Below are 19,430 nucleotides of genomic sequence, written 5' to 3' on the forward strand. Positions count from 1 at the left end.
TCGGGCGGTGATTACCGAGTGGGCACTCAACCACTTCTGTTCAGAGCCAAGATCTTTCCTTGCTCTCTACTCGTGATGGTGATGATCGGGCTGCGTTTTTTACGGCAAGGATGCACACGAGAGGTGAGGAACCCTAAAGAACCTCAAGCATCCCGGGTACGCTTTGCACACGTGCAACCGTAGCGACGGCCAGGCCAAGCGCGGTGCAGGCGCGAGCCGAGGACTCTCCGATGCACACAAGTTGGGTTGTGTGGGGCAGGGGAGCAAGCTGTTCTGCAACCTGCGTGGCCACGCTCGCGCTCGTGATGAGGATCACGTCAACCCCGCCATCGGTTACTCGCTGACGCTCTTCGGGAGAAAGCCTAACCGGTACCGTCTGATAGGCCTCCACCCGTTGAACGCTGAGGCCCAGCTTGTGGATGCCGTCCGCGAGGGTGGGCGGGGAAAGCTGAGATCCCAGGACAAGAGCGGATGATCCCCTGCGATCGCGTGGCCATTGCGCCACCAGGTCCGTGGCAGAGCTGGTTCCCGAAGGCACCAGGTCAACCCGAAACCCGACCTGCGTGAGGGTGTGGGCCGTGGCCTCTCCCACCGCGGCAACACGGGTTTCCGGGGGAAGAGCGGCGGCGTAGTTGGCAACCGGGGGAACCGCGTTGGCACTGGCCACTACAAGCCAGTCAAACTCGCTTGCGCTCAGCCGTTCAAGGGCCGTGTGGAGCTCCTTCGGTGTGCCGCTCGGTGCCGTGGTGATAAGCGGAACCATGACGGGAATAAAGCCACGCTCGTGAACCTGCCGTGCCGCGCGTTCTCCCCACTCCCCGCCGCGGGGGATGAGAATGCGCGGTGCGTTGGCAGGGGGAAAAGCGTGAGCGTCGGTGGGCGGAGTTGTACGCGTGTTGCCGTGTATATCGGTGTACGGAGTCTCGTGTGCGTTGCCGTGTGTGTTGGCTTGCGGAATATCGCGTGCGGTATCGCGCGGGGTGCCGTCACGGCGCTTATCGCGATCGCGGCTCATCATCTAATAGCCCAGTGGTGCCAATTGGGCGGCACCGGCGTCAAGAAGCTCGCGTGCCAGATCCCGCCCGAGTTCCTCCGCAGCCCGCACGGGGTCTGCTGCGTCTCGCGGGAGGGGCCGACTCGCCGAGAGGGAGGCGTGCCCGTCGAGGGCGTATACGCGTGCCACAACCTCGTGCCCCTGCGCCTCGCCCACCAGGTTCTCAGAACCCACAACGTGAGAACCCACAACCTCGTGCGCCGCCCCGGACCCGTGCGATACGGAAAGAGTGGACACTCCCACGGGTGCCGCACACCCGGCCTCCAGCGCAGCCAGCACGCCGCGTTCGGCAACAACCGACGCTCGCGTGTGGGCATCGTCAAGAGCCGTCACCACCTCGGATACGGCAGAGCCCTCTCGGGTTTCCACAGCCAGGGCTCCCTGCCCGGGGGCGGTGGGCCACTCCGCAAGCGGCAGGATCTCGGTTATGAGGTGGGAGCGGCCCAGGCGGGTGAGACCTGCCCGCGCCAAGATCACCGCGTCTAGGTCTTTGCTCACCCGGCCCAGGCGGGTGTCGATGTTGCCGCGAATATCGTGGATATCAAGATCCGGTCGGCGCGAGAGTAACTGTGCCACTCGCCTGGGGGATCCCGTACCCACCCGCGCACCCGCGGGGAGGGTTGCGAGGGTAAAACCGTCGCGGGCACACAGGGCGTCCTCGGCGCCCTCTCTCACGGGGATACCGCTCACAACCAGGCCGGGGCAGGGCGCGGTGGGAAGATCTTTGAGCGAGTGCACCACCAGGTCGCACTCGCCCGCAAGAAGTGCCTCTCGAAGCGCCGTCGCAAAAACCCCGGTTCCTCCGAGGGATGAGAGGGAGGCCCGGGTCACATCCCCGTGGGTTGTGACCCGCACCAACTCAACAGGAATCCCGGTGAGTGCTGTGATGCGATCGGCCACCTGCTGACTCTGGGTGACGGCCAGCGCGCTGGCGCGGGTTCCCAACCTGAGCCGTGAGAGAGTTTCGCCCATAGGACTAACTAGCGGCCATAGCTGATGGCGCGATCCCGCCCGGGTGGGGTGCACCCACCGTGGGGTGATCAGGCCACGGTCCCAGCGGGGTGAGCGCGGGGCGCTCCTCCACGGGAGTTCCGTTCACCCTTTCCATCACCAGATCGATGAGTCCCGATACAAACTCGGGATGAATTCCCGGGGTGGGAACACGGATTGCTCGGATATTGTTGTTCTCCGCCGTTTCGATGGCCTCATTATCCAGATCCCACAGAACCTCCATGTGGTCGCTCACAAAACCAAACGGAACAATCACGATGCCGCGAACGCTCTCGGCTCCCATCTCCTCAATGGCGTCGTTAATGTCGGGTTCTAGCCAGGGAATACGCGGATCTCCGCTGCGTGACTGATACACAAGAGACCAGGGGATATCGGGTGCTGCTCGATCCGAGATAGCCTGCGCGGCGGCCAGGTGCTGCGCGACGTACGCGCCACCCTCGCCAAACTCGGGACCAGACTCGTTGGCCGCGCTATTGGGAATGGAGTGGGTGACAAAAACGATGCGCACCCCGTCGCTCACCCCCTGGGCCGCCAGGTCGGACACTGCCCGTTTAACACCCTCAACCAGGGGATTAATAAACCCGGGGTGATCAAAGAACTCGCGAATCCGATCGATCGAGACCACCTCGGTCAGACCGGTTTCCGCCAGGCACTTCTCAAAGTCTTCACGATACTGCCCCACCCCCGAGTAGGAGGTGTAAGCGCTGGTGACCAGGCCGAGCAGGCGGGTGTGGCCGTTATTGTAAGCCTCCTGTACCGCCTCGGGAAAATAGGGTGCCCAGTTACGGTTCCCCCAATAAACCGGAAGGTCGATTTCTCGCCTGGCCAGCTCTGCCTCAAGGGCGGCTTTGAGCTGCCGGTTTTGCTCATTGATTGGGCTTACCCCGCCAAAATGCCGGTAGTGGTGTGCAACCTCTTCGAGGCGCTCCTCGGGGATGCCCCGTCCGTGCGTGACGTTCTTAAGGAAGGGAATAACGTCTTCCTGACCTTCCGGGCCACCAAAGCTGGAGAGCAAAATTGCATCGTAGTTGTTTATGCTCACTGTAGTACCTCAACAATCTCGGCCGTCTCAATGCGGCGGCCGGTGTAGAACGGAACCTCTTCACGCACGTGGCGGCGGGCATCCGTCGCGCGAAGATCGCGCATCAGATCAACCAGATCAACCAGGTGATCGGATTCGAGGGGGATTAACCATTCGTAGTCGCCCAGGGTAAAGGACGCTACCGTGTGGGCAACAACACTCGTGAATGCGGCTCCTTTTCGGCCGTGTTCGGCGAGCATGGCGCGGCGTTCCTCCTCGGGGAGCAGATACCACTCGTAGGAACGGACAAATGGGTAAACGGTAAGCCACTGACGTGGTTCCTCACCGCGGAGAAAACCGGGAACGTGGGAGCGGTTAAACTCCGCGTCTCGGTGAACCCCCATGGCATTCCAGGAGGGCAGGAGTGATCTGAGTAGGTCGCTGCGACGCAGCACGCGCAGTGACCACTGTAGATTTTCGGCGGAGTCGCCGTGAAGCCAGAGCATCACATCAGCGTCGGCGCGCATACCGCTTACATCGTAGATTCCTCGCAGAACGACACCCTCATCTTTTATCTCGGTGACGAGGTCGTCGAGCTGTTGGACCAGGCGTGGAACATCTCCACCGTCGTATTCGCCACGGTGATTGGGGTTTCTGCGCAGTACGGCAAAGAGAGTGAATCCATGGGGGCCTTCTTGTGGCTCCGAAGTGTTTTCCGTCATAATGTTATTTTCCTTCCTGTAGCGCTGTCTGACAAACCCTGTTTGCCTCGTCTATCGAACCCGGAATGACAGATGCAAGACCCGTTCCTGTTACCCAGGAGCCCGTGACGCCGAGGCCCGGATAGTGTGGCACCCGCGTCCGAACGCTGCGCACCGACTCCGGGGTAACCTGCCACTGTGTCCAGGTGACGGCATTGTTATCAACGAGGGTGTTCTTATTGAGCGGCACGCCCATGAGGGTGCTCGCGTCGAGAAGGGCGCGGCCGGGATCTACGTTGCGCACGATCTCTCCGCCCGTTGTTTGTGACGCATCCTCTCGATAGGAGAGCCGAATCACGTGGGTTCCAGGGGACAGCCGTTCCCGCAGCCAGGCCCACTTTGCAGAGAGGTGGGTGAGCGCTTTTGCCCCCACGAGACCGTGGGTCTCCCCCAGAAGAACACCGGTTCCCCGAGGGGCAGAGTTCAGAAGCGGCTGATGTACCACGAGGGTTTCTATGCGGGTCGAGTTGGGCTGTCCGGTGAAGGGAACCAACTCGCTGTTGACACCGCTGAGCAGGGTTGCGGCTGACATGGGGTTGCACGCAATAATAACCGCATCTGCCGCGAAGGTGTCGTCGACCAACCATCCGGACTCGCGGCGACGCAGTCGCAGCGCCCGATGATTGGTCTGGATCTCGGCACCGTTTTGGAGTAGTTCCCGGGTGATTGCTCGCACTATCTCATAGTTTCCGCCGATCACTCCGCGCACGGCGGAACCGGGCTCCGCCCGGGCCGTGAGAGAGGTAACGGCGCGGGTGAGCGATCCCGTTTTTCGCAGTTCCGCACGAAGGCTGGGTGAGATCGAATCCACCGCGAGAGTGTCGGGATCCGCCGCATAGACCCCTCCCACAACGGGCCGCACCAGCTGGTTGAGGGTGGCCTCCCCCAGCCGCCGTCGGACTAGCTCGCCCAGGCTCAGCGCGTCAAAGGAGGAATCCGGCTTTTTCCAGCGGTCGGACGATGCCCGCAGGGCGCCCGCTAGCCCGATCACTCGGCGCACATCGGGGGCGAGTGGATTACCCGGAATTCCCAGGAGCCCGGTTTTTGGAAGCGGTGCTGCGTGTTTTTTGCCGTTCTTATCCGCGCTGAACACCCAGGCCCCCACCGGATTGGGAGACACAATGTTCTCACCGAGGCCCAGGCCCTTAAGAAACGGAGGAATACGGGGACTTCTGGTGGCGAAGCTTTCGGCCCCGGCATCCAGATCAATACCACCCAGCGTGTGACGGGATACGATCCCGCCGCTGACGGAGGCTTCCTCGAGCACGATTACCCGGTGCCCGTTTCTTGCGCAGACGAGTGCCGCAGTGAGGCCCGCAATTCCACCGCCGATTATCACGGTGGTGAGAGGTCGTGAGGGTTGCTGCGGGGGGAGCGGCATCGCTGGTTGGGTCACGGGGCAGCAGCTTTCTGGGTTGATGAGGACTGTGGGCTTGCGTGGGTAAGCGTATCAACATCGATGGAGTGGATGAGTTCAACCAGGCGGGTAAGCACGGTCGGGTCCGTCTCCGGGGGCACCCCGTGCCCGAGGTTTGCCACGTGGCTGCGCGCGCTGCGGCCCCGGCGAAGGACCTCGTGGGTGTCATCCGCGAGGCGGTCCCACGGTGCCGCGAGCAGGGCCGGGTCGATATTGCCCTGCAGGGTGACATCAGAACCCAGCTGTGCGGCGGCCTCGTCAAGGGGGGTGCGGTAGTCCACGCCCACGGCATCCACAAATCGACGTTCGGTGCCCAGGGTGCGAAACTCGGGGAGCAGTTGTGGACCCACCAGCCCAAAGTGAATGAGCGGAACGTGGCGGGTTTCGCCTCCTACCGTGTAGGGGGTGTTACGCACCGCGTCAAAAGCGCGCACGGAGGCCGGGGCCACGTAGCGCACATAATCTGCCCGCGAGAGAGAACCGGCCCAGGAGTCAAAAAGCTGCGCGGCGCTCGCCCCGGCCTCCACCTGGGCCGAGAGAAATTTACCGGTGATGTGCGCGGTCCAGCCCATGAGCGCTGTCCACGTCTCTGGCTGAGAACGCATGAGGGTGCGGGCGCGGATGTGATCCTTTGATGGGCCGCCCTCCACCAGGTAGGCCGCGAGGGTGAAGGGTGCTCCCGCAAAACCAATGAGGGGTGTTGCACCAAGCTCCGCCACGGTGTGGGCAACACCCTCCCGTACTGGGTCGAGGGCTGCAGGGTCGAGGTCTGGGAGGGAAAGGACGTCCTCCATCGTACGAATAGGATGTGCAAAAACGGGCCCTTTGCCCGCGATAATCTCTACATCAACACCCGCAAGCTTCAGAGGAACCACAATATCGCTGAAGAAAATTCCGGCGTCAACCCCGTGGCGCCTCACCGGCTGGAGAGTGATTTCACTGCTCAGCTCCGGGTCGAGACAGGCATCGAGCATCCTCACCCCCACGCGCAGGTCGCGATACTCGGGCAGTGATCGACCCGCCTGCCGCATAAACCACACGGGGGTGCGCTTCTGCCGCACACCCTGGTAGGCGCGCACCAGCGGCGACTCGGCGGTAACACCGGATACCAGCGGATGGTTGTGATCAAGGACTGTTGATACTGCGGCGGGCATAGGTTTTATTCTTTCAGAAAAACTATAAAACGTGGTGTGACCGGGATAGCGGCTTTCCTGAGCGTGTATCCAGGAAGAAGTGTGATGTAGCGGTTAGAATCGTAGCCGTGCTGTTGTGTCTATCTGCAAGTCACAAGAACGCCGATTTTGAAACCCTTGAGGTTCTTTCGCAGGGTATGGGCGGCTTGTCCCTTCGGGTTGCCGAGGAGATGTCTTTTATCGTGGGTACCGTCACGATCGCCACGTGCAACAGGGTTGAGGTGTACGTTGACGTTGAAGAACCCGTCACCGCGATTCAGGCCGTCACCGTTGAGGGACTGGTCGAGTGCATAGCTGCCGAGGTGGGGCTCGACTTTCAGCACGTACGTGACTCCTTTGCCGTCTACCTCAATATGGATGTTGCCGAGCACCTTTTTCGTGTTTCGAGCGGGCTTGAGTCCCTAGCTGTGGGTGAAGACGAGATTGCCGGACAGGTGCGGCGCGCGCTTGAAGCTGCCCGGGCAACGGGAACCACAAGCGCCGATCTTGAGCGTCTTTTTCAGCGTGCCTCTCAAACCTCCCGCGGAATTAAGAGCGCCGCCGGTGTTGGTGAGGCTCAGCGTTCGCTTGCCCGTCTGGCCTTTGAACTTGTCGAGAGCCGGGTGATCGACTGGCAGGCGGTGCGTGTTCTTCTTGTTGGCACCGGGTCATACGCTCGTGTGGCTTTGGCCGCGCTTCGCGAGCGGAGGGTCATCAACCTCTCCGTGTATTCTGTGTCCGGGCGTGCCGAGGAGTTTGCCCGCAGGCGAGAGCTTGTTCCCGTGTCTCACGGCGATTACACCTCGGCGGCGGCATCTGCCGATCTCATCGTCTGCTGTACGACGGGGGATGGATTTGTCATCGAGGCCGATACCCTGCTTCGGGGTCGCTCTCAGCTTATTCCCGGTTCCGGCGCCCTGCTTGATATGTCGGTTGAGTGCCCCGTGGGGCGCGACACAGAAAGCATCTCGCTCGCGGCCGTGGACCCGCTCGGCACCGCAAAGATGTCGCAGATTGTGGTGGACTTAGGACTTCCGCGCAATGTTAATCCCAATATCGCGGATGTGTCGGGGGTGGAACTGCTTGATCTTGAAACGATCCGGTTGCACTCTCCCGTGACCGCGCTGCGGGCATCGCAAAAAGCGGAGGAGCTTGTTGACCGGGCGGTGCGAAAATTTTCTCGGGTTACCGAGGAACAAAATTTGGCACCGGCTATGGTGGCAATCCGAGAGTATTTTCTTGATCATGCCGATGACGAGATCGAGAGAGTTCGTGCGCGCGGAGGAAATACCGGCCCCACCGAGGTTGCGCTCCGCCACCTGGTGAGTGTGTTGCTGCACGAGCCGATGGTGCGTGCGCGGGAGCTTGCGCGTCAGGGAGAGGGAACGCGTTACACCGAGGCCCTTAACGCTCTCTTCGGAATTGTTGTGGCGGGAGAGGCAGACGAACAAAACGGCGGAGAATCCGCTGTGGAGAGTGCGGGATAATGACATCTCATGAGGGTTCGAGACTGGGCCTACTTCTTGATGTGGACGGGCCAATTGCTAGCCCGGTGACACGAACAATTAATATTCCCGAGATTGCACAGCTTCTTGTACAGCTTGCGGGCCGTGGAGTGCCCGTTGTGTTTAATACGGGTCGCTCCGACGCTTTTCTTCGGGACACTGTTTTACCGCCGCTTCGTGAGGCCGGGTTGGCAGACGACACCGTGCTGTACGGGGTCTGCGAAAAGGGGGCCGTCTGGTTTCGCTTTACCGCGAGCGGTATCGGGGAGATCACTGTTGATCCCGAGACCTCGGTTCCCGCAGGGTTCTCCGAGTGGGCGGAGGGTGTGATCACCTCTCGATTCTCAGAGACCGTCTTCTTTGACACCACGAAGCGGGCGATGGTCTCGATAGAGCAGCACACCCACGTATCTTCGGATGATTATCTTGCGCTGCAGCCCACAATCGACCGGGTTTTCTTCGACGAGCTTGTGCGTCTGGGGCACGGAGTTGAACGGCTCGACCGTGTGACATCAGACGCCACGGGGAAGGTGTCTTTCCGGATTGACCCCACCATTATTTCTACGGATATTGAGAGTGTTCTCCTGGGTAAGGATCGCGGGGCGAGGCGTGCTTTTGAGCTGATTGGTGAGGACAGCGAGCTTCCTCTGGAGTGGCGCACCCTCGGCGACTCGCGCACCGACTACGCGATGGCAGACTGGCTGCACGAGCGCGGTTACACGGTAGAGCATGCCGATGTTCGCCCCTCCGACGGGCTGCTTGACCGTCCCTACCCCGTGCGCACCGCAGGGGAACTCATCCACGATGAGGCCGGTGTGGTGTTTCTGCGGGAGTGGCTGGAGCTCGCCGGGCGATGAGCGTGCACTCCCTTGAGCTCAGCGCCCGAACGCTGCTCTTTACCGAGGAGATTACCGGTCTAGAGGATTTTGTCCACCACCCGGATGACGTGCTGGTGGACATTATCGAGCAGCCCGAAGAGTCGGCCACCCTGTGGCGCGAGAGGCGCTTGCTGATTCCGGGGTGGAGTGCAGGTGCGGTGCTGATCGGTTACGGCGGGAAGCCCCTCATTGATCTCACCATGTGGGACGCCGTCTGGCCGTTGTGGTCGCATCTGGTGACGGTTGTTGAGGAGTATCTTGATGCGGGGCGGAGCGAAATTAGTTTTCCCACCCAACCCATCGATTTTCTGCTCTACGATCGTGGAGGCAACACTTTTGCGCTGGTGGGTGATACCGAGATGGATGTTCATCGTGAGAGCTTCATCGATCAATTGCTTTTGGCTGCACACCAGTTTTTTGACTGGATAGAAGAGTTCACCGATGACGACGCCGCACACGAGCTGGAGCGGGTGGCGGAACTTCTGGCGGCTCGCCGGGCGGAATAATTTTTAATACCGGACCGAGACTTCACAGGCTTCATAGCGTAGAATAACTCTGTCGGCTCTAGACACTGCACACGTTGTGCGGATGGGTTTGTAAGTCTGGTGGGCCGGTTTTATACGCAATACCGCGTATAAATACACTGATGTGAACGGTCCCGGTCAGCATCCCGGGTAACAAGAGAGTTGTTGCAGCTTATATTTATGCTGCGCTGTGACTCACGCGATTCATGCACGAGTACAACCCGGAAAGTATCATGCCCAAAAAGACGAAAAAGGGTGGCTTTAAAGCTGCCAAAAATTATATTCCTCAGGGATCAAAGACAAAGCATCGCAGTGCGGGGTCGGATCAACCGGGTGCCAAGAAGGCACGCTGGACGCTAGAGGAACGCGAGGCGCGTCGCGAACGCACCGACCGTTTCCCGCGAGATATCCGAGACGCGCGCGGTTACCGAGTCCGCTCGGCAGACCACGATTCCCGAGACAGACACCAGACCCGCGAAGAATCAGCGTTTCGTTCTGAGCGTGGCGGCTACGGAAGCAGCGACGGCGGGGGGTCCTTCTCGCGTACGCGGGGTGAGTACAATCGTTATGGTTCCGGAGGCCGCGATGGACGCGGGCGTGACGAGCGCGGACGCAACGACTACGCTCGTAGCGAGCGTGGACGCAACAGCTATGCCCGTAGTGACCGGGGGCGTGATGGCTATGCACGTGACGAGCGGGAACGCAATGATCGTGGACATGCGCGATTTGAAAGCCGTGCTCAAAAAAACGGTGCTCATGGTGGCGGTTACAGCGGAAATACCCGATACGACCGTAACTCTCAGCGTGAGCGGGGCAGGTCAGCACAGACTAATCATCCAAACCATGACTCCCACGGGGGGCCTTCAAACTCCGGTGAACGTTTGACACGTCGCTACTTTGATGAGAGCGGCACCGAGCGTGGGTTTAGTAACTACACCGATCGTAAGGGAGATTTCCGCGAAGGCCGCGCTTCCCGCGAGAGTCGTGTTCCCCGTGAAGGTCGTGCCCTGCGGGGTTCTCGTGAAGGTTATGTTCCCCGTGAGGACCGCTTTTCCCGTGGAAACCGCGATCTCCGTGCTTCTCGCCGCGAGGAGCGCGGCGCGAGCGACGGCTATCAGCCCTCTGAGAGTGCCGGACGCTCCCGGTTCGTTCCGGAGGAAGATGTCGTGCTGGAGCGTCTGGAAGCCCGAGCCACGGTTGCTGCCGATGTGAGCGACCTGAGCTGGCAGGACCTGGGCTTGGGTGGCAATATTACTCGCGCTCTTACAGAGCTGGGTGCAGCAACCCCCTTCCCCATTCAGGCCGCCACCATCCCTGACGTTCTCAAGGGACGCGATGTGCTGGGTAGGGGGCGCACGGGATCGGGTAAGACCATTGCCTTTGGTGCTCCCCTTGTTGAAAAACTGATGGAAAACGGTGGGGGCCGCAACCGTGGACCGGGTCGCAATCCTCGGGCTCTCATCCTTGCGCCGACTCGCGAGCTTGCCCTGCAGATTGATCGCACGGTTCAGCCCATCGCACGCTCGGTGGGGTTGTTTACCACCCAAATTTACGGTGGGGTGCCGCAGGGTCGCCAGGTTGGAGCCATCAATCGTGGTGTGGACATCATCATTGGAACGCCGGGTCGCATTCAAGATCTCATTGATCAGGGCAGGCTTGATCTTTCCGACATTGCGCTAACCGTTCTTGATGAGGCGGATCATATGTGTGACTTGGGATTCCTGGAACCGGTTCAGAAGATACTGCAACATACCAAGCGTGGTGGGCAGAAGCTTCTTTTCTCCGCGACTCTCGATAAGGGTGTTAAGACACTGATTGATGAGTTTCTTGTGAATCCTGCCATACACGAGGTCGCGGGTGAGGACCAGGCCTCGGGCACCATTGATCACCGCGTATTGCTGGTGGATCGCGCCGATAAAGAGCTGGTCATTGAGCAGCTTGCCGATCGTCAAGACGGTGCAAAAACCCTGATTTTCTCTCGTACTCGCTCCTATGCGGAGCGTCTCACCGAGCTTTTGGAAGACGCTGGTATTGCCGCAGTAAGCCTGCACGGTGACCTTAACCAGGCTCGCCGTACGCGCAACCTGGATAAGTTAGCCCGGGGGCGGGTGAACGTTCTTGTTGCGACGGATGTTGCTGCACGAGGAATCCACGTTGACGATATCGACCTGGTGATTCAGGCGGATCCGCCGGAGGAGTATAAGACCTACATGCACCGCGCCGGTCGTACTGGTCGTGCGGGACGCACGGGGACGGTTGTGACTTTGATTCCACGGACGCGTCAGCGCCGCACCAGAGAGTTACTTGAGAGGGCCGAGATTACGGCGGACTTCACACCGTTTTATCCCGGCGACAGCCTCTAACTATCTATACTGAGTCCCCGGGAGGATAGGTATGCACCAACAACGGCGCTATCTTCCTCTTCGGTGAGGCTCTGCAGGCCCGGTTCGGGGGAGGGGTCACTCAGCAGTTGGTTCAGGGCGCTGAGTTGAAACCCACAGGAAAGATCCGCTATTTCTATGGGGTCTCCCTCTCCCGCAGTGTCGCTTATCGCGTGTCCTTGAGCGAGTAGTGCCAGGGTCGGACCGTTCCGAAGATTGAGCGCCGAAATATCCTTGGAAACGGAACTGAGAGTCGCGCCAGCCTGGAGCGCAGCGTCGATCGCGATCTCTTGAGGCGCGCCCCCCGCAACCGCGAGCACCGCTCCGTCCAGGGCAGCGGATAGTGCATCAAGGGTAACGCTGTGTGCCATACCCGTGGCAGAGATGATGATTGCGGCCTGAGCTACCGTCTGGGTGAGGGGCGCTACCGGATACCCGTCAAAGGTTGCTTCCGCTGCTCGAACGGGATTGGTCTCACACACGGTTACCTTGCCGCCCAGGGCGGAGACCTGGCGTGCAATGCCGCGGCCGACTGCCCCATAACCGATGACCACCACACGGGTTGCGGTGAGCGGTGTGCTGTGCAGACCGCTCAGCAGATTGAGGACGGTGAATACGGTTGACTGTCCCCTACCGTAACCTTTGTCGAAGAGTTTTTTATATCCGCTGCCCTCGGTCGTAATAACGGGGAAGCGTAGCGATTGTAGCCCGTCTGCGGCGTCATCGGTCGCCCCCAGCACGGTATCAAGAACGTGGGGAAGCTCTGAATGGGCTAGGCGGATGAGGTGAGAATCGCTGTCGATGATGAGCTGTGGGCGTTGTTCCAAGAGGGTGAGGGATGCTTCCCGGTCTTGTTCGGGTGTGTTGCCGCTGTGAGCATACACGGTAACACCGGCGTCGGTGAGGGCTGCCGCCAGGTCATCATCGGTTTCTGGGGCGGTGCACAGCACGGTCACGTGCGCTCCGCTCCGTGCGAGGTTCAGGGCGAGCACCGCTATCTTGGGGTCGAGTACTCGGCGAATAGCCACGCGCAAGCCTGAGATTTTCCCCCCGGCGGCCAGCTTCTCGCAGAACAACCGTGTGAGCGGCATAAAACGGGCGGCCCATTCGATGCGGCTTTTTCCCGCAGCGGCGGAGACGGGAGAGCTGTGTACACCGTGAAAGTCGCTCAGAAGCATCGCACTGGTGTTAAGCAACTCCGATTGTGAGCCGTGGCGGGGGACAACAAAAACATCTTTTTGGCCAAGGCGATAACGAGTGATCCCGGAGCGAGGGCTGTCTGGGACAAGCCCGGAATTGACGCTGGCGGTATCAAACCCTTCAAGGTCGATTCCCGGATGCAGCGCTCCGGCATCCACAATGAGGGTGTTTGGGGCAATGTCGGGGAGGTTCTCGGGGCCCGTCAGGGAAGACGATTCCCCGGTATCAATAAGGTAGCGCAACGCTCCCTGAGGGACTCTCTCCCGTGCCAGAGAAGAATTGCTATACACGTGCGCGCCCATGGCCCGGAGCGTGGGGAGCAGGTAGTGGGCGAGTGGGCCGTTTCCCCTCAGGAGAATTGTGGCTCCCGAAATAAGCAGGTTTGTGGTCGAGGCCAGGTGACGGATAAATCGTTCGCCGTGCTGAACCGTGGCTAGGGTGTGCCCAGCATGGCGGCTCCCCGGAGCTGCCGGACCCTGGCTAACAATCTCGTGTATCATCCCATTTATGGTAGCCCGGGCGAAGGTTCTTGTGCACTCATCCTTTGGTAGGGTTCTTGTATTCACCCGATTTCCCTTGAGCCGGAGGAATGCAGGCTTTTCAAGGAAAGCGATGAGGTTTCTCGGGTAGGCTTTGACCGGAAGCTCTTGTTTAGGGTGAGTTCCACACCATACCCCGCGCCAATTGGGTCGGGAAAAGTTAGATCACTAAGACCAAGGATTACGTATGAAGCGTTATATTCTGCCCTCTACGATTGTGGGCGGGTTGCTAGCCATCTCTTTTGCTCCCGCAGCTCAGGCTCACGTTGTTGCCGATCCCACTTCGATTAGCGCGGGGGAACGCTCTACCGTGAGCTTTACATTTGAACACGGTTGTGACGCGTCGCCCACCACGGGGCTGGTCGTGAGCATTCCCGAGGGTGTGGAGTCGGTCGCTCCTGTGCTCGACCCGGCCTGGAACATTACCACTCAGATGACGGGCGATGTTATTACCTCCGTCACCTATCAGGCTGTTGAACCTGTTGTGGACGGTATCTTTGCGGCCGCGCAAATGCGCATCCTTACCGCAGACGATGTGGCGGGTGAAACGCTGAGCTTCCCCACCCTACAGACCTGCGAGGTGGGCGAGACTAACTGGTCCGAGATAGCCGAGTCCGGTCAGGATGCTCACTCACTCGACCTGCCCGCGCCCGTGGTCTCCGTGTTCTCTGCCGACTCGAATGAACAGGGCACGATTGCGGTTGTTCCCGCTTCAGAAGCTGCGCCTCCCGTTGATATTTTTGCTCGGGTGCTGTCAATCATCGCGATTGTTGCCGCCCTTGCCGCGGGTGGTTCATCCTTTGCGGTTGCCCGGTCGGTCAAGCGTCTACAGGCCTCGTTGGTTTCCAGAGGCGGATCCTCCGACGCGAGCTCTCACTAATAATGTTGGTACGTAGCGTTCGAAGGATAGCGGTCGGTAGCCTTTTTGTCGGTCTGGTTGCGGTTACCGGCTTCACGCTGGGTCTCACGTCTGTGGCCAACGCACACAACTACGTTGTTTCTACAACACCGGCTGAAGGATCCACGATCACGGAGCAGCCCGATGAGATTCGGGTTCGTACAAACGACCGAATTCTGGAGGCCGGAGCCGCTCTGGTAGTGCAGGGACCCGATGGAAACTACTATAACGACGGCTGTGCCGCTGTAGACGGAGTGTCGATTACAGGCACGGCTTCGCTCGGTGTTCCCGGAACCTACACCGTCATCTGGGCTCTCACATCTGCCGATGGGCACCCCCTCTCCGAGGAGTTCACCTTCGACTGGGCGCCGGCAGACGGGGTTGTACAGGCAACCGGCGTACCGACGCTGCCCGTGTGTGGTGTCGAAATAACAGACAGTGACAACCCGGCTATCTCAGCCAACTCCGGGGAGGCGCAGGAAGCAAACGGTGAGGAGGGGTTCCCCTGGGGAACGGTGGCCCTGATTGCCCTTGTGTCTTTGGGCGCTATTGCTGTGGGAGTCCTGGTGATGGTTCGCATGGGGCGCTCACTGAAACAACCGGGCCCTCCCATCACGGAGCCGGAAGACGGTAAATCCTCGAGCGGACCGCAGGCCCCTCCCGAAAACTAATCGTTAATCATTCTCTGAGGTAACCTCACCCGGTATATCTTTGGGAAGGACAACAAAACAACAGTGGCCCCACGCCGCGAGAACTCTCAGCGTCTCGCGGTGCGGGGCCGCTGCCGTGTTGTGCGAAAAATCATTCGGGTGTTGTCGTGATCGAGGTGTTGTAGATTCCCTCTAGTCCGCGCGGACGCAGCGAATATCTTTTTGTGTTTTTTAAACGGGCGGGTTTACAGGGGGGAAATCGCAATCTAGCGTGGTTAATATCCACTACGCTACATCGCTGGATAGCGGTAGATTGCACACCAGTGACAACTTCGAAGGGCCAAAGATGGTAGACACGTCACCCACCTCACACTCTGCGACTCCTCCCATCACGACAGACAGCGTGCCGCCGACACCCCAGGTGAACGTTGAAGCACTAGCGGAGCAGCTTTTAGGGCGGTGGAAAGAAGACCGTTTAGCCGCTCGTAAAACGGCTGCCAAGCCGGAGTTACACCAGATTAACGGCCTCAGCATGCAGGAGCATCGTGAGCGCGTCATGGCCCAGTTGAGGGTTCTTGTGGAAGAGGGCGCGATCCAGCGTGCGTTCCCCACTTCGCTGGGTGGGAGCGACAACCACGGGGGAAACATCGCCTCTTTCGAGGAGTTGGTCACAGCAGATCCGTCTCTTCAGATTAAATCGGGTGTGCAGTGGGGACTTTTTGGTGCTGCTATTCTCCACCTGGGCACGGCCCCGCATCACGAGCGGTGGCTGCCGCAGGTGATCAATTTGGAGATGCCGGGTGCCTTTGCCATGACAGAAACGGGTCACGGATCGGATGTGGCAAACATCGCCACCACCGCAACCTACGACGAGTCCACCGAGGAGTTTGTCATTGATACGCCGTTCCGCGGTGCATGGAAAGATTACATCGGCAACGCCGCCATCCAGGGAATCGCCTGTGTTCTCTTTGCCCAGCTCATTACCAAGGGTGTTAACCACGGTGTACACGCGTTCTTTGTACCCATACGCGACACAAAAGGAAATTTTCTCCCGGGTGTTGGTGGCGACGACGACGGGCTTAAGGGGGGCCTGAACGGAATCGATAATGGTCGTCTTCACTTTACCGATGTCCGTATCCCCCGCACCAATCTGCTGAATCGATACGGTGATGTTGCCCCGGACGGCACCTACAGTAGCCCCATCGACAGCCCTGGACGTCGCTTCTTCACCATGATCGGAACCCTGGTTCAGGGGAGGGTGTCTCTTGATGGAGCCGCCGCCGCAGCCATGAAGCTGGGTCTTCACATAGCGCTCACCTACGGGTCTCAGCGCCGCCAATTTACCGTTACCGAGGGCGGCGAGGAACGAGTCATCCTCGATTATCAGCGCCATCAGCGCAGGCTTATCCCCAAGCTTGCCGAGACGTTTGCCGTCACGTTTGCTCACGAAAGACTTCTGCGTAAGTTTGACGAGGTATTTAGTGGGGCGGATGACTCCGATGCAAATCGTGAGGAACTTGAAACGCTTGCGGCCGTTTTGAAATCTTTGTCCACCTGGGCGGCGCTCGACACCCTTCAGGAGTGTCGTGAGGCCTGCGGTGGGGCGGGTTTCCTGGCGGAGAATCGGCTCACCGGGCTGCGCGCCGACCTCGATATTTATGTCACCTTTGAGGGGGACAACAACGTGCTGCTCCAGCTTGTTGCTAAGCGTTTATTGAGCGACTACAGCAGCAAGTTTCGCAACGCAGATTTTGGCGTGATGGCACGCTACGTGGCCGAGCGGGCGGGCGACACCGTCCTACACGGAACGGGTCTGCGTCGGCTCGCGCAAAATGTCTCCGATTTCGGTTCCACCGCTCGTGCTGTTGGCCAGGTGCGAGATGTCGACTATCAGCGTGCGCTCCTGGGTACTCGGGTGGGTAGCATGGTGGCCACTGTCGCGGAGCGGCTTAAAGAAGCCTCAAAACTTCCGCCTGAGGAGGGTGCTCGCCTCTTTAACGAGAATCAAAATGAACTCATTGAGGCGGCCCGCGCCTACGGAGAATTTGTGCAGTGGGAAACCTTTACCCGAGCGGTTAACCAAACGATGGATGCGGGCAACCGGCAGATTCTTACCTGGCTCCGTGACCTCTTTGGTCTCAGCCTGATCGAGAAACATGTCGCGTGGTACCTCATCAACGGGCGACTTTCGGGACAGCGTGCAGAGTCCGTGACCCAGTACATTGATCGTTTGGTTGAGCGTATCCGCCCCTACGCTCTCGATCTTATCGAGACCTTTGGTTACGGTCCCGAGCACGTGCGAGCACCGATAGCTTTGGGTGCGGAGAAGCAGCGTCAAGATGAGGCGCGGGCGTACTATGCGGCGCAGAGAGCCGCGGGTATTGCCCCTGTTCACGAAAAGACGCTAAAGAAAAGGCAGAGCAGATAAGAAAAGTTGGACGTCTCGGGGGTTATTCCTCGGGGCGTTTACTTCTGGTACCTGAGTGCCACCCCTCGGTAGATAAATGAGTCTTGTGACTGACGTATTGCTCCGACCCTTCGTAGTATCGTGAACAATAATATTTCCATCTACAACGAAAGTTTTTCATGATTGAAGCGGAAACTCTTACCAAGCGTTACGGCTCGAAGGTGGCCGTTGACGGTGTCTCTTTTAGTATTCAACCGGGGAAGGTCACCGGTTTTCTCGGACCTAACGGCGCCGGTAAATCAACCACCATGCGCATGATTGTGGGGCTTGACCGTCCCACTCACGGTAATGTCACGGTTAACGGGCGTCACTATGCCGAGCACCGTGCGCCCCTGCACGAGGTTGGTGTTCTTCTGGATGCCAAGGCTGTTCACACCGGACGTAGTGCCCGAAATCATCTTCGGGCAATGGCGGCAACCCACCGCATCCCGCTCAGTCGGGTGGATGAGGTCATCGAGATGACGGGTCTTACCTCCGTTGCAAGCAAACGGGTCGGTGGGTTTTCGCTGGGCATGGGACAGCGACTGGGCATAGCGGCAGCACTCCTGGGTGATCCTCAAACCCTTATTCTCGACGAGCCGATTAACGGCCTTGATCCCGACGGTGTTCTGTGGGTGCGTCAATTGGTGCGGGGTCTGGCTAGCCAGGGCAGAACGGTTTTGCTTTCGAGCCATCTTATGAGCGAGATGTCGCAGACCGCGGACCATATCATTGTGCTGGGCAGGGGCCGTGTCCTGGCAGACGCGTCCGTTTCCGAGCTGGTGGGTCGAATGACTGTGAGTGCGGTTCGCGTGCGCACGCCGCAGAGCGAGTCTCTGCAAACCGCACTCTTGCAGGCGGGGGCTACCGTATCCAGTTCCGAACTTCAGGTGCTTGATATTACCGAGATGTCGATTGAGCGTGTGGGAGAAATCGCTGCTCAAACAGGAACTGTTCTTCACGAGCTACGCTCTTTAAGCGGTTCGCTGGAGCAGGCCTACCTCAACCTCACTCGCGATGAGGTTGAGTATCGTACAGACGCGGCAAGCGGCTTTGACCCGCGAACGGTTGCCCAGGCCTTTGCCGGTTCATCAGCCTATTCAGACGAGAATGCTAGCCGGGGAGAGAACCGATGAGCACAGTGACACAGCAGTCTTCAGAAGTTACCGTTAAGAGCGTGAGTTTTGGCGGTGTCCTATCCTCGGAGTGGATTAAGTTCTTGTCGCTCCGCTCCACCTGGTGGACCCTCGGTACCATGATTATTTTTTCGCTGGGCCTGTCCGCTCTCGGGGCCACCGTACTTTCGGATAATTTAGGGGTGGATCTACCGTCGACATCGCACGTGCACTTTGCGGTTTCGAACGCGACCTCGGGGATCGCTTTCGCTGGGCTTATTGCTGCGGTGCTCGGAGTTCTGCTGATTTCGGGTGAGTACTCGACCGGTATGATCCGCTCCACCTTTACAGCTGTTCCCAAACGTACTCAGGCTCTCGTGGCCAAGGCGATAATCCTCTTTGCCGTCCTCGTGGTCTCCGGTGCCGTCATTATTTTTGGTGGATTTCTGCTCACGGTTGCAGTATTTGAATCTCACGGATTTGCCGTGAGCCTGGCCGATGACGGTGTTCTTGCGGCCCTGCTTGGGGGCGTTGTGTACCTTGCGCTTATTGGTGTGATGTCCTACGGATTGGGTGCCATCGTGCGGAATACGGCTGCGGGAATTTCCCTTAGCGTGGGAATTCTCCTTGTTGTTCCCGTGCTGCTGGGCTTTCTTGCGCAGGTGAGCGATTGGGTTGAGGTCTTGGTGGCATGGCTCCCGTCGAGTGTTGGAAACGTCATCTCCACCCTGCCAATAGAGATGGTTGATTCTTCCGCGGCTCGCATGGAATACTGGCAAGCACTGCTCATTATGATTGGATGGGCACTTGTTACGGTTATTCCCGCGCTGGTGCTGATCAAACGGAGGGACGTGTAAT

Annotated in this window: 16 protein-coding genes; 9 read left to right on the plus strand and 7 right to left on the minus strand. The window is 59.4% G+C overall.

Going from position 1 to position 19,430, the window contains the following annotated elements; genetic code table 11:
- Window positions 1-133: 133 nt before the first annotated feature.
- From FrondiHNR_RS02610 to hemE, 6 genes are read right to left on the minus strand one after another with little or no spacing between them, the layout of a single operon-like run.
- Complete coding sequence (locus FrondiHNR_RS02610; protein WP_279353690.1) at window positions 134-1,018, minus strand: uroporphyrinogen-III synthase; 885 nt, start codon at window positions 1,016-1,018, stop codon at window positions 134-136.
- Window positions 1,019-2,026 (minus strand): hydroxymethylbilane synthase, encoded by a 1,008-nt coding sequence (gene hemC / locus FrondiHNR_RS02615; RefSeq protein ID WP_279353691.1) that lies wholly within the window; start codon window positions 2,024-2,026, stop codon window positions 1,019-1,021.
- A 4-nt stretch (window positions 2,027-2,030) separates the two neighbouring features.
- Window positions 2,031-3,107: a ferrochelatase gene (locus FrondiHNR_RS02620; RefSeq protein WP_279353692.1), complete on the minus strand. Its 1,077-nt coding sequence runs from the start codon at window positions 3,105-3,107 to the stop codon at window positions 2,031-2,033.
- Window positions 3,104-3,808 (minus strand): hydrogen peroxide-dependent heme synthase, encoded by a 705-nt coding sequence (gene hemQ, locus FrondiHNR_RS02625; protein WP_279353693.1) that lies wholly within the window; start codon window positions 3,806-3,808, stop codon window positions 3,104-3,106. Before hemQ ends, FrondiHNR_RS02620 begins: the two co-directional genes overlap by 4 nt.
- Window positions 3,809-3,812: 4 nt before the next feature.
- Window positions 3,813-5,243 carry an FAD-dependent oxidoreductase gene (locus tag FrondiHNR_RS02630; RefSeq protein WP_279353694.1) on the minus strand — a complete coding sequence of 477 codons (1,431 nt, stop codon included), beginning with the start codon at window positions 5,241-5,243 and terminating at the stop codon, window positions 3,813-3,815.
- Window positions 5,240-6,418 (minus strand): uroporphyrinogen decarboxylase, encoded by a 1,179-nt coding sequence (gene hemE / locus FrondiHNR_RS02635; RefSeq protein WP_279353695.1) that lies wholly within the window; start codon window positions 6,416-6,418, stop codon window positions 5,240-5,242. The genes FrondiHNR_RS02630 and hemE overlap by 4 nt, the downstream gene beginning before the upstream one ends.
- Before the next feature lie 107 nt (window positions 6,419-6,525).
- Between hemE and FrondiHNR_RS02640 the strand changes: the two genes are divergently transcribed.
- The 4 genes from FrondiHNR_RS02640 (at window position 6,526) to FrondiHNR_RS02655 (ending at window position 11,706) form a co-directional block, all read left to right on the plus strand.
- Complete coding sequence (locus FrondiHNR_RS02640) at window positions 6,526-7,923, plus strand: glutamyl-tRNA reductase (protein WP_279353696.1); 1,398 nt, start codon at window positions 6,526-6,528, stop codon at window positions 7,921-7,923.
- Window positions 7,923-8,798 (plus strand): hypothetical protein, encoded by an 876-nt coding sequence (locus FrondiHNR_RS02645; RefSeq protein WP_279353697.1) that lies wholly within the window; start codon window positions 7,923-7,925, stop codon window positions 8,796-8,798. Before FrondiHNR_RS02640 ends, FrondiHNR_RS02645 begins: the two co-directional genes overlap by 1 nt.
- Window positions 8,795-9,325 (plus strand): hypothetical protein, encoded by a 531-nt coding sequence (locus tag FrondiHNR_RS02650; protein WP_279353698.1) that lies wholly within the window; start codon window positions 8,795-8,797, stop codon window positions 9,323-9,325. The genes FrondiHNR_RS02645 and FrondiHNR_RS02650 overlap by 4 nt, the downstream gene beginning before the upstream one ends.
- Window positions 9,326-9,576: 251 nt before the next feature.
- Window positions 9,577-11,706: a DEAD/DEAH box helicase gene (locus FrondiHNR_RS02655; protein ID WP_279353699.1), complete on the plus strand. Its 2,130-nt coding sequence runs from the start codon at window positions 9,577-9,579 to the stop codon at window positions 11,704-11,706.
- Here the strand turns inward: FrondiHNR_RS02655 and FrondiHNR_RS02660 are convergent.
- Window positions 11,703-13,424, minus strand: coding sequence for an adenosylhomocysteinase (locus tag FrondiHNR_RS02660; RefSeq protein WP_279353700.1), 1,722 nt, complete (start codon window positions 13,422-13,424; stop codon window positions 11,703-11,705). The two genes, FrondiHNR_RS02655 and FrondiHNR_RS02660, sit on opposite strands and share 4 nt — an antisense overlap.
- A gap of 226 nt (window positions 13,425-13,650) precedes the next feature.
- Here FrondiHNR_RS02660 and FrondiHNR_RS02665 point away from each other — a divergent pair, with 226 nt between their 5' ends.
- The 5 genes from FrondiHNR_RS02665 to FrondiHNR_RS02685 all read left to right on the plus strand — a co-directional run bounded on the left by FrondiHNR_RS02665 (window position 13,651) and on the right by FrondiHNR_RS02685 (window position 19,429).
- A complete protein-coding gene (locus FrondiHNR_RS02665) occupies window positions 13,651-14,343 on the plus strand; it encodes a DUF1775 domain-containing protein (protein ID WP_279353701.1) in 693 nt (230 codons plus the stop codon).
- A gap of 2 nt (window positions 14,344-14,345) precedes the next feature.
- Complete coding sequence (locus FrondiHNR_RS02670) at window positions 14,346-15,032, plus strand: copper resistance CopC family protein (RefSeq protein WP_279353702.1); 687 nt, start codon at window positions 14,346-14,348, stop codon at window positions 15,030-15,032.
- A 325-nt stretch (window positions 15,033-15,357) separates the two neighbouring features.
- Complete coding sequence (locus FrondiHNR_RS02675) at window positions 15,358-17,439, plus strand: acyl-CoA dehydrogenase (RefSeq protein ID WP_279353703.1); 2,082 nt, start codon at window positions 15,358-15,360, stop codon at window positions 17,437-17,439.
- A 158-nt stretch (window positions 17,440-17,597) separates the two neighbouring features.
- Complete coding sequence (locus tag FrondiHNR_RS02680) at window positions 17,598-18,593, plus strand: ABC transporter ATP-binding protein (RefSeq protein WP_279353704.1); 996 nt, start codon at window positions 17,598-17,600, stop codon at window positions 18,591-18,593.
- Window positions 18,590-19,429: an ABC transporter permease subunit gene (locus tag FrondiHNR_RS02685; protein ID WP_279353705.1), complete on the plus strand. Its 840-nt coding sequence runs from the start codon at window positions 18,590-18,592 to the stop codon at window positions 19,427-19,429. The genes FrondiHNR_RS02680 and FrondiHNR_RS02685 overlap by 4 nt, the downstream gene beginning before the upstream one ends.
- Window position 19,430 lies beyond the last annotated feature (1 nt).

Origin of the sequence: Lysinibacter sp. HNR, assembly GCF_029760935.1 — a bacterium.
GTDB lineage: Bacteria > Actinomycetota > Actinomycetes > Actinomycetales > Microbacteriaceae > HNR.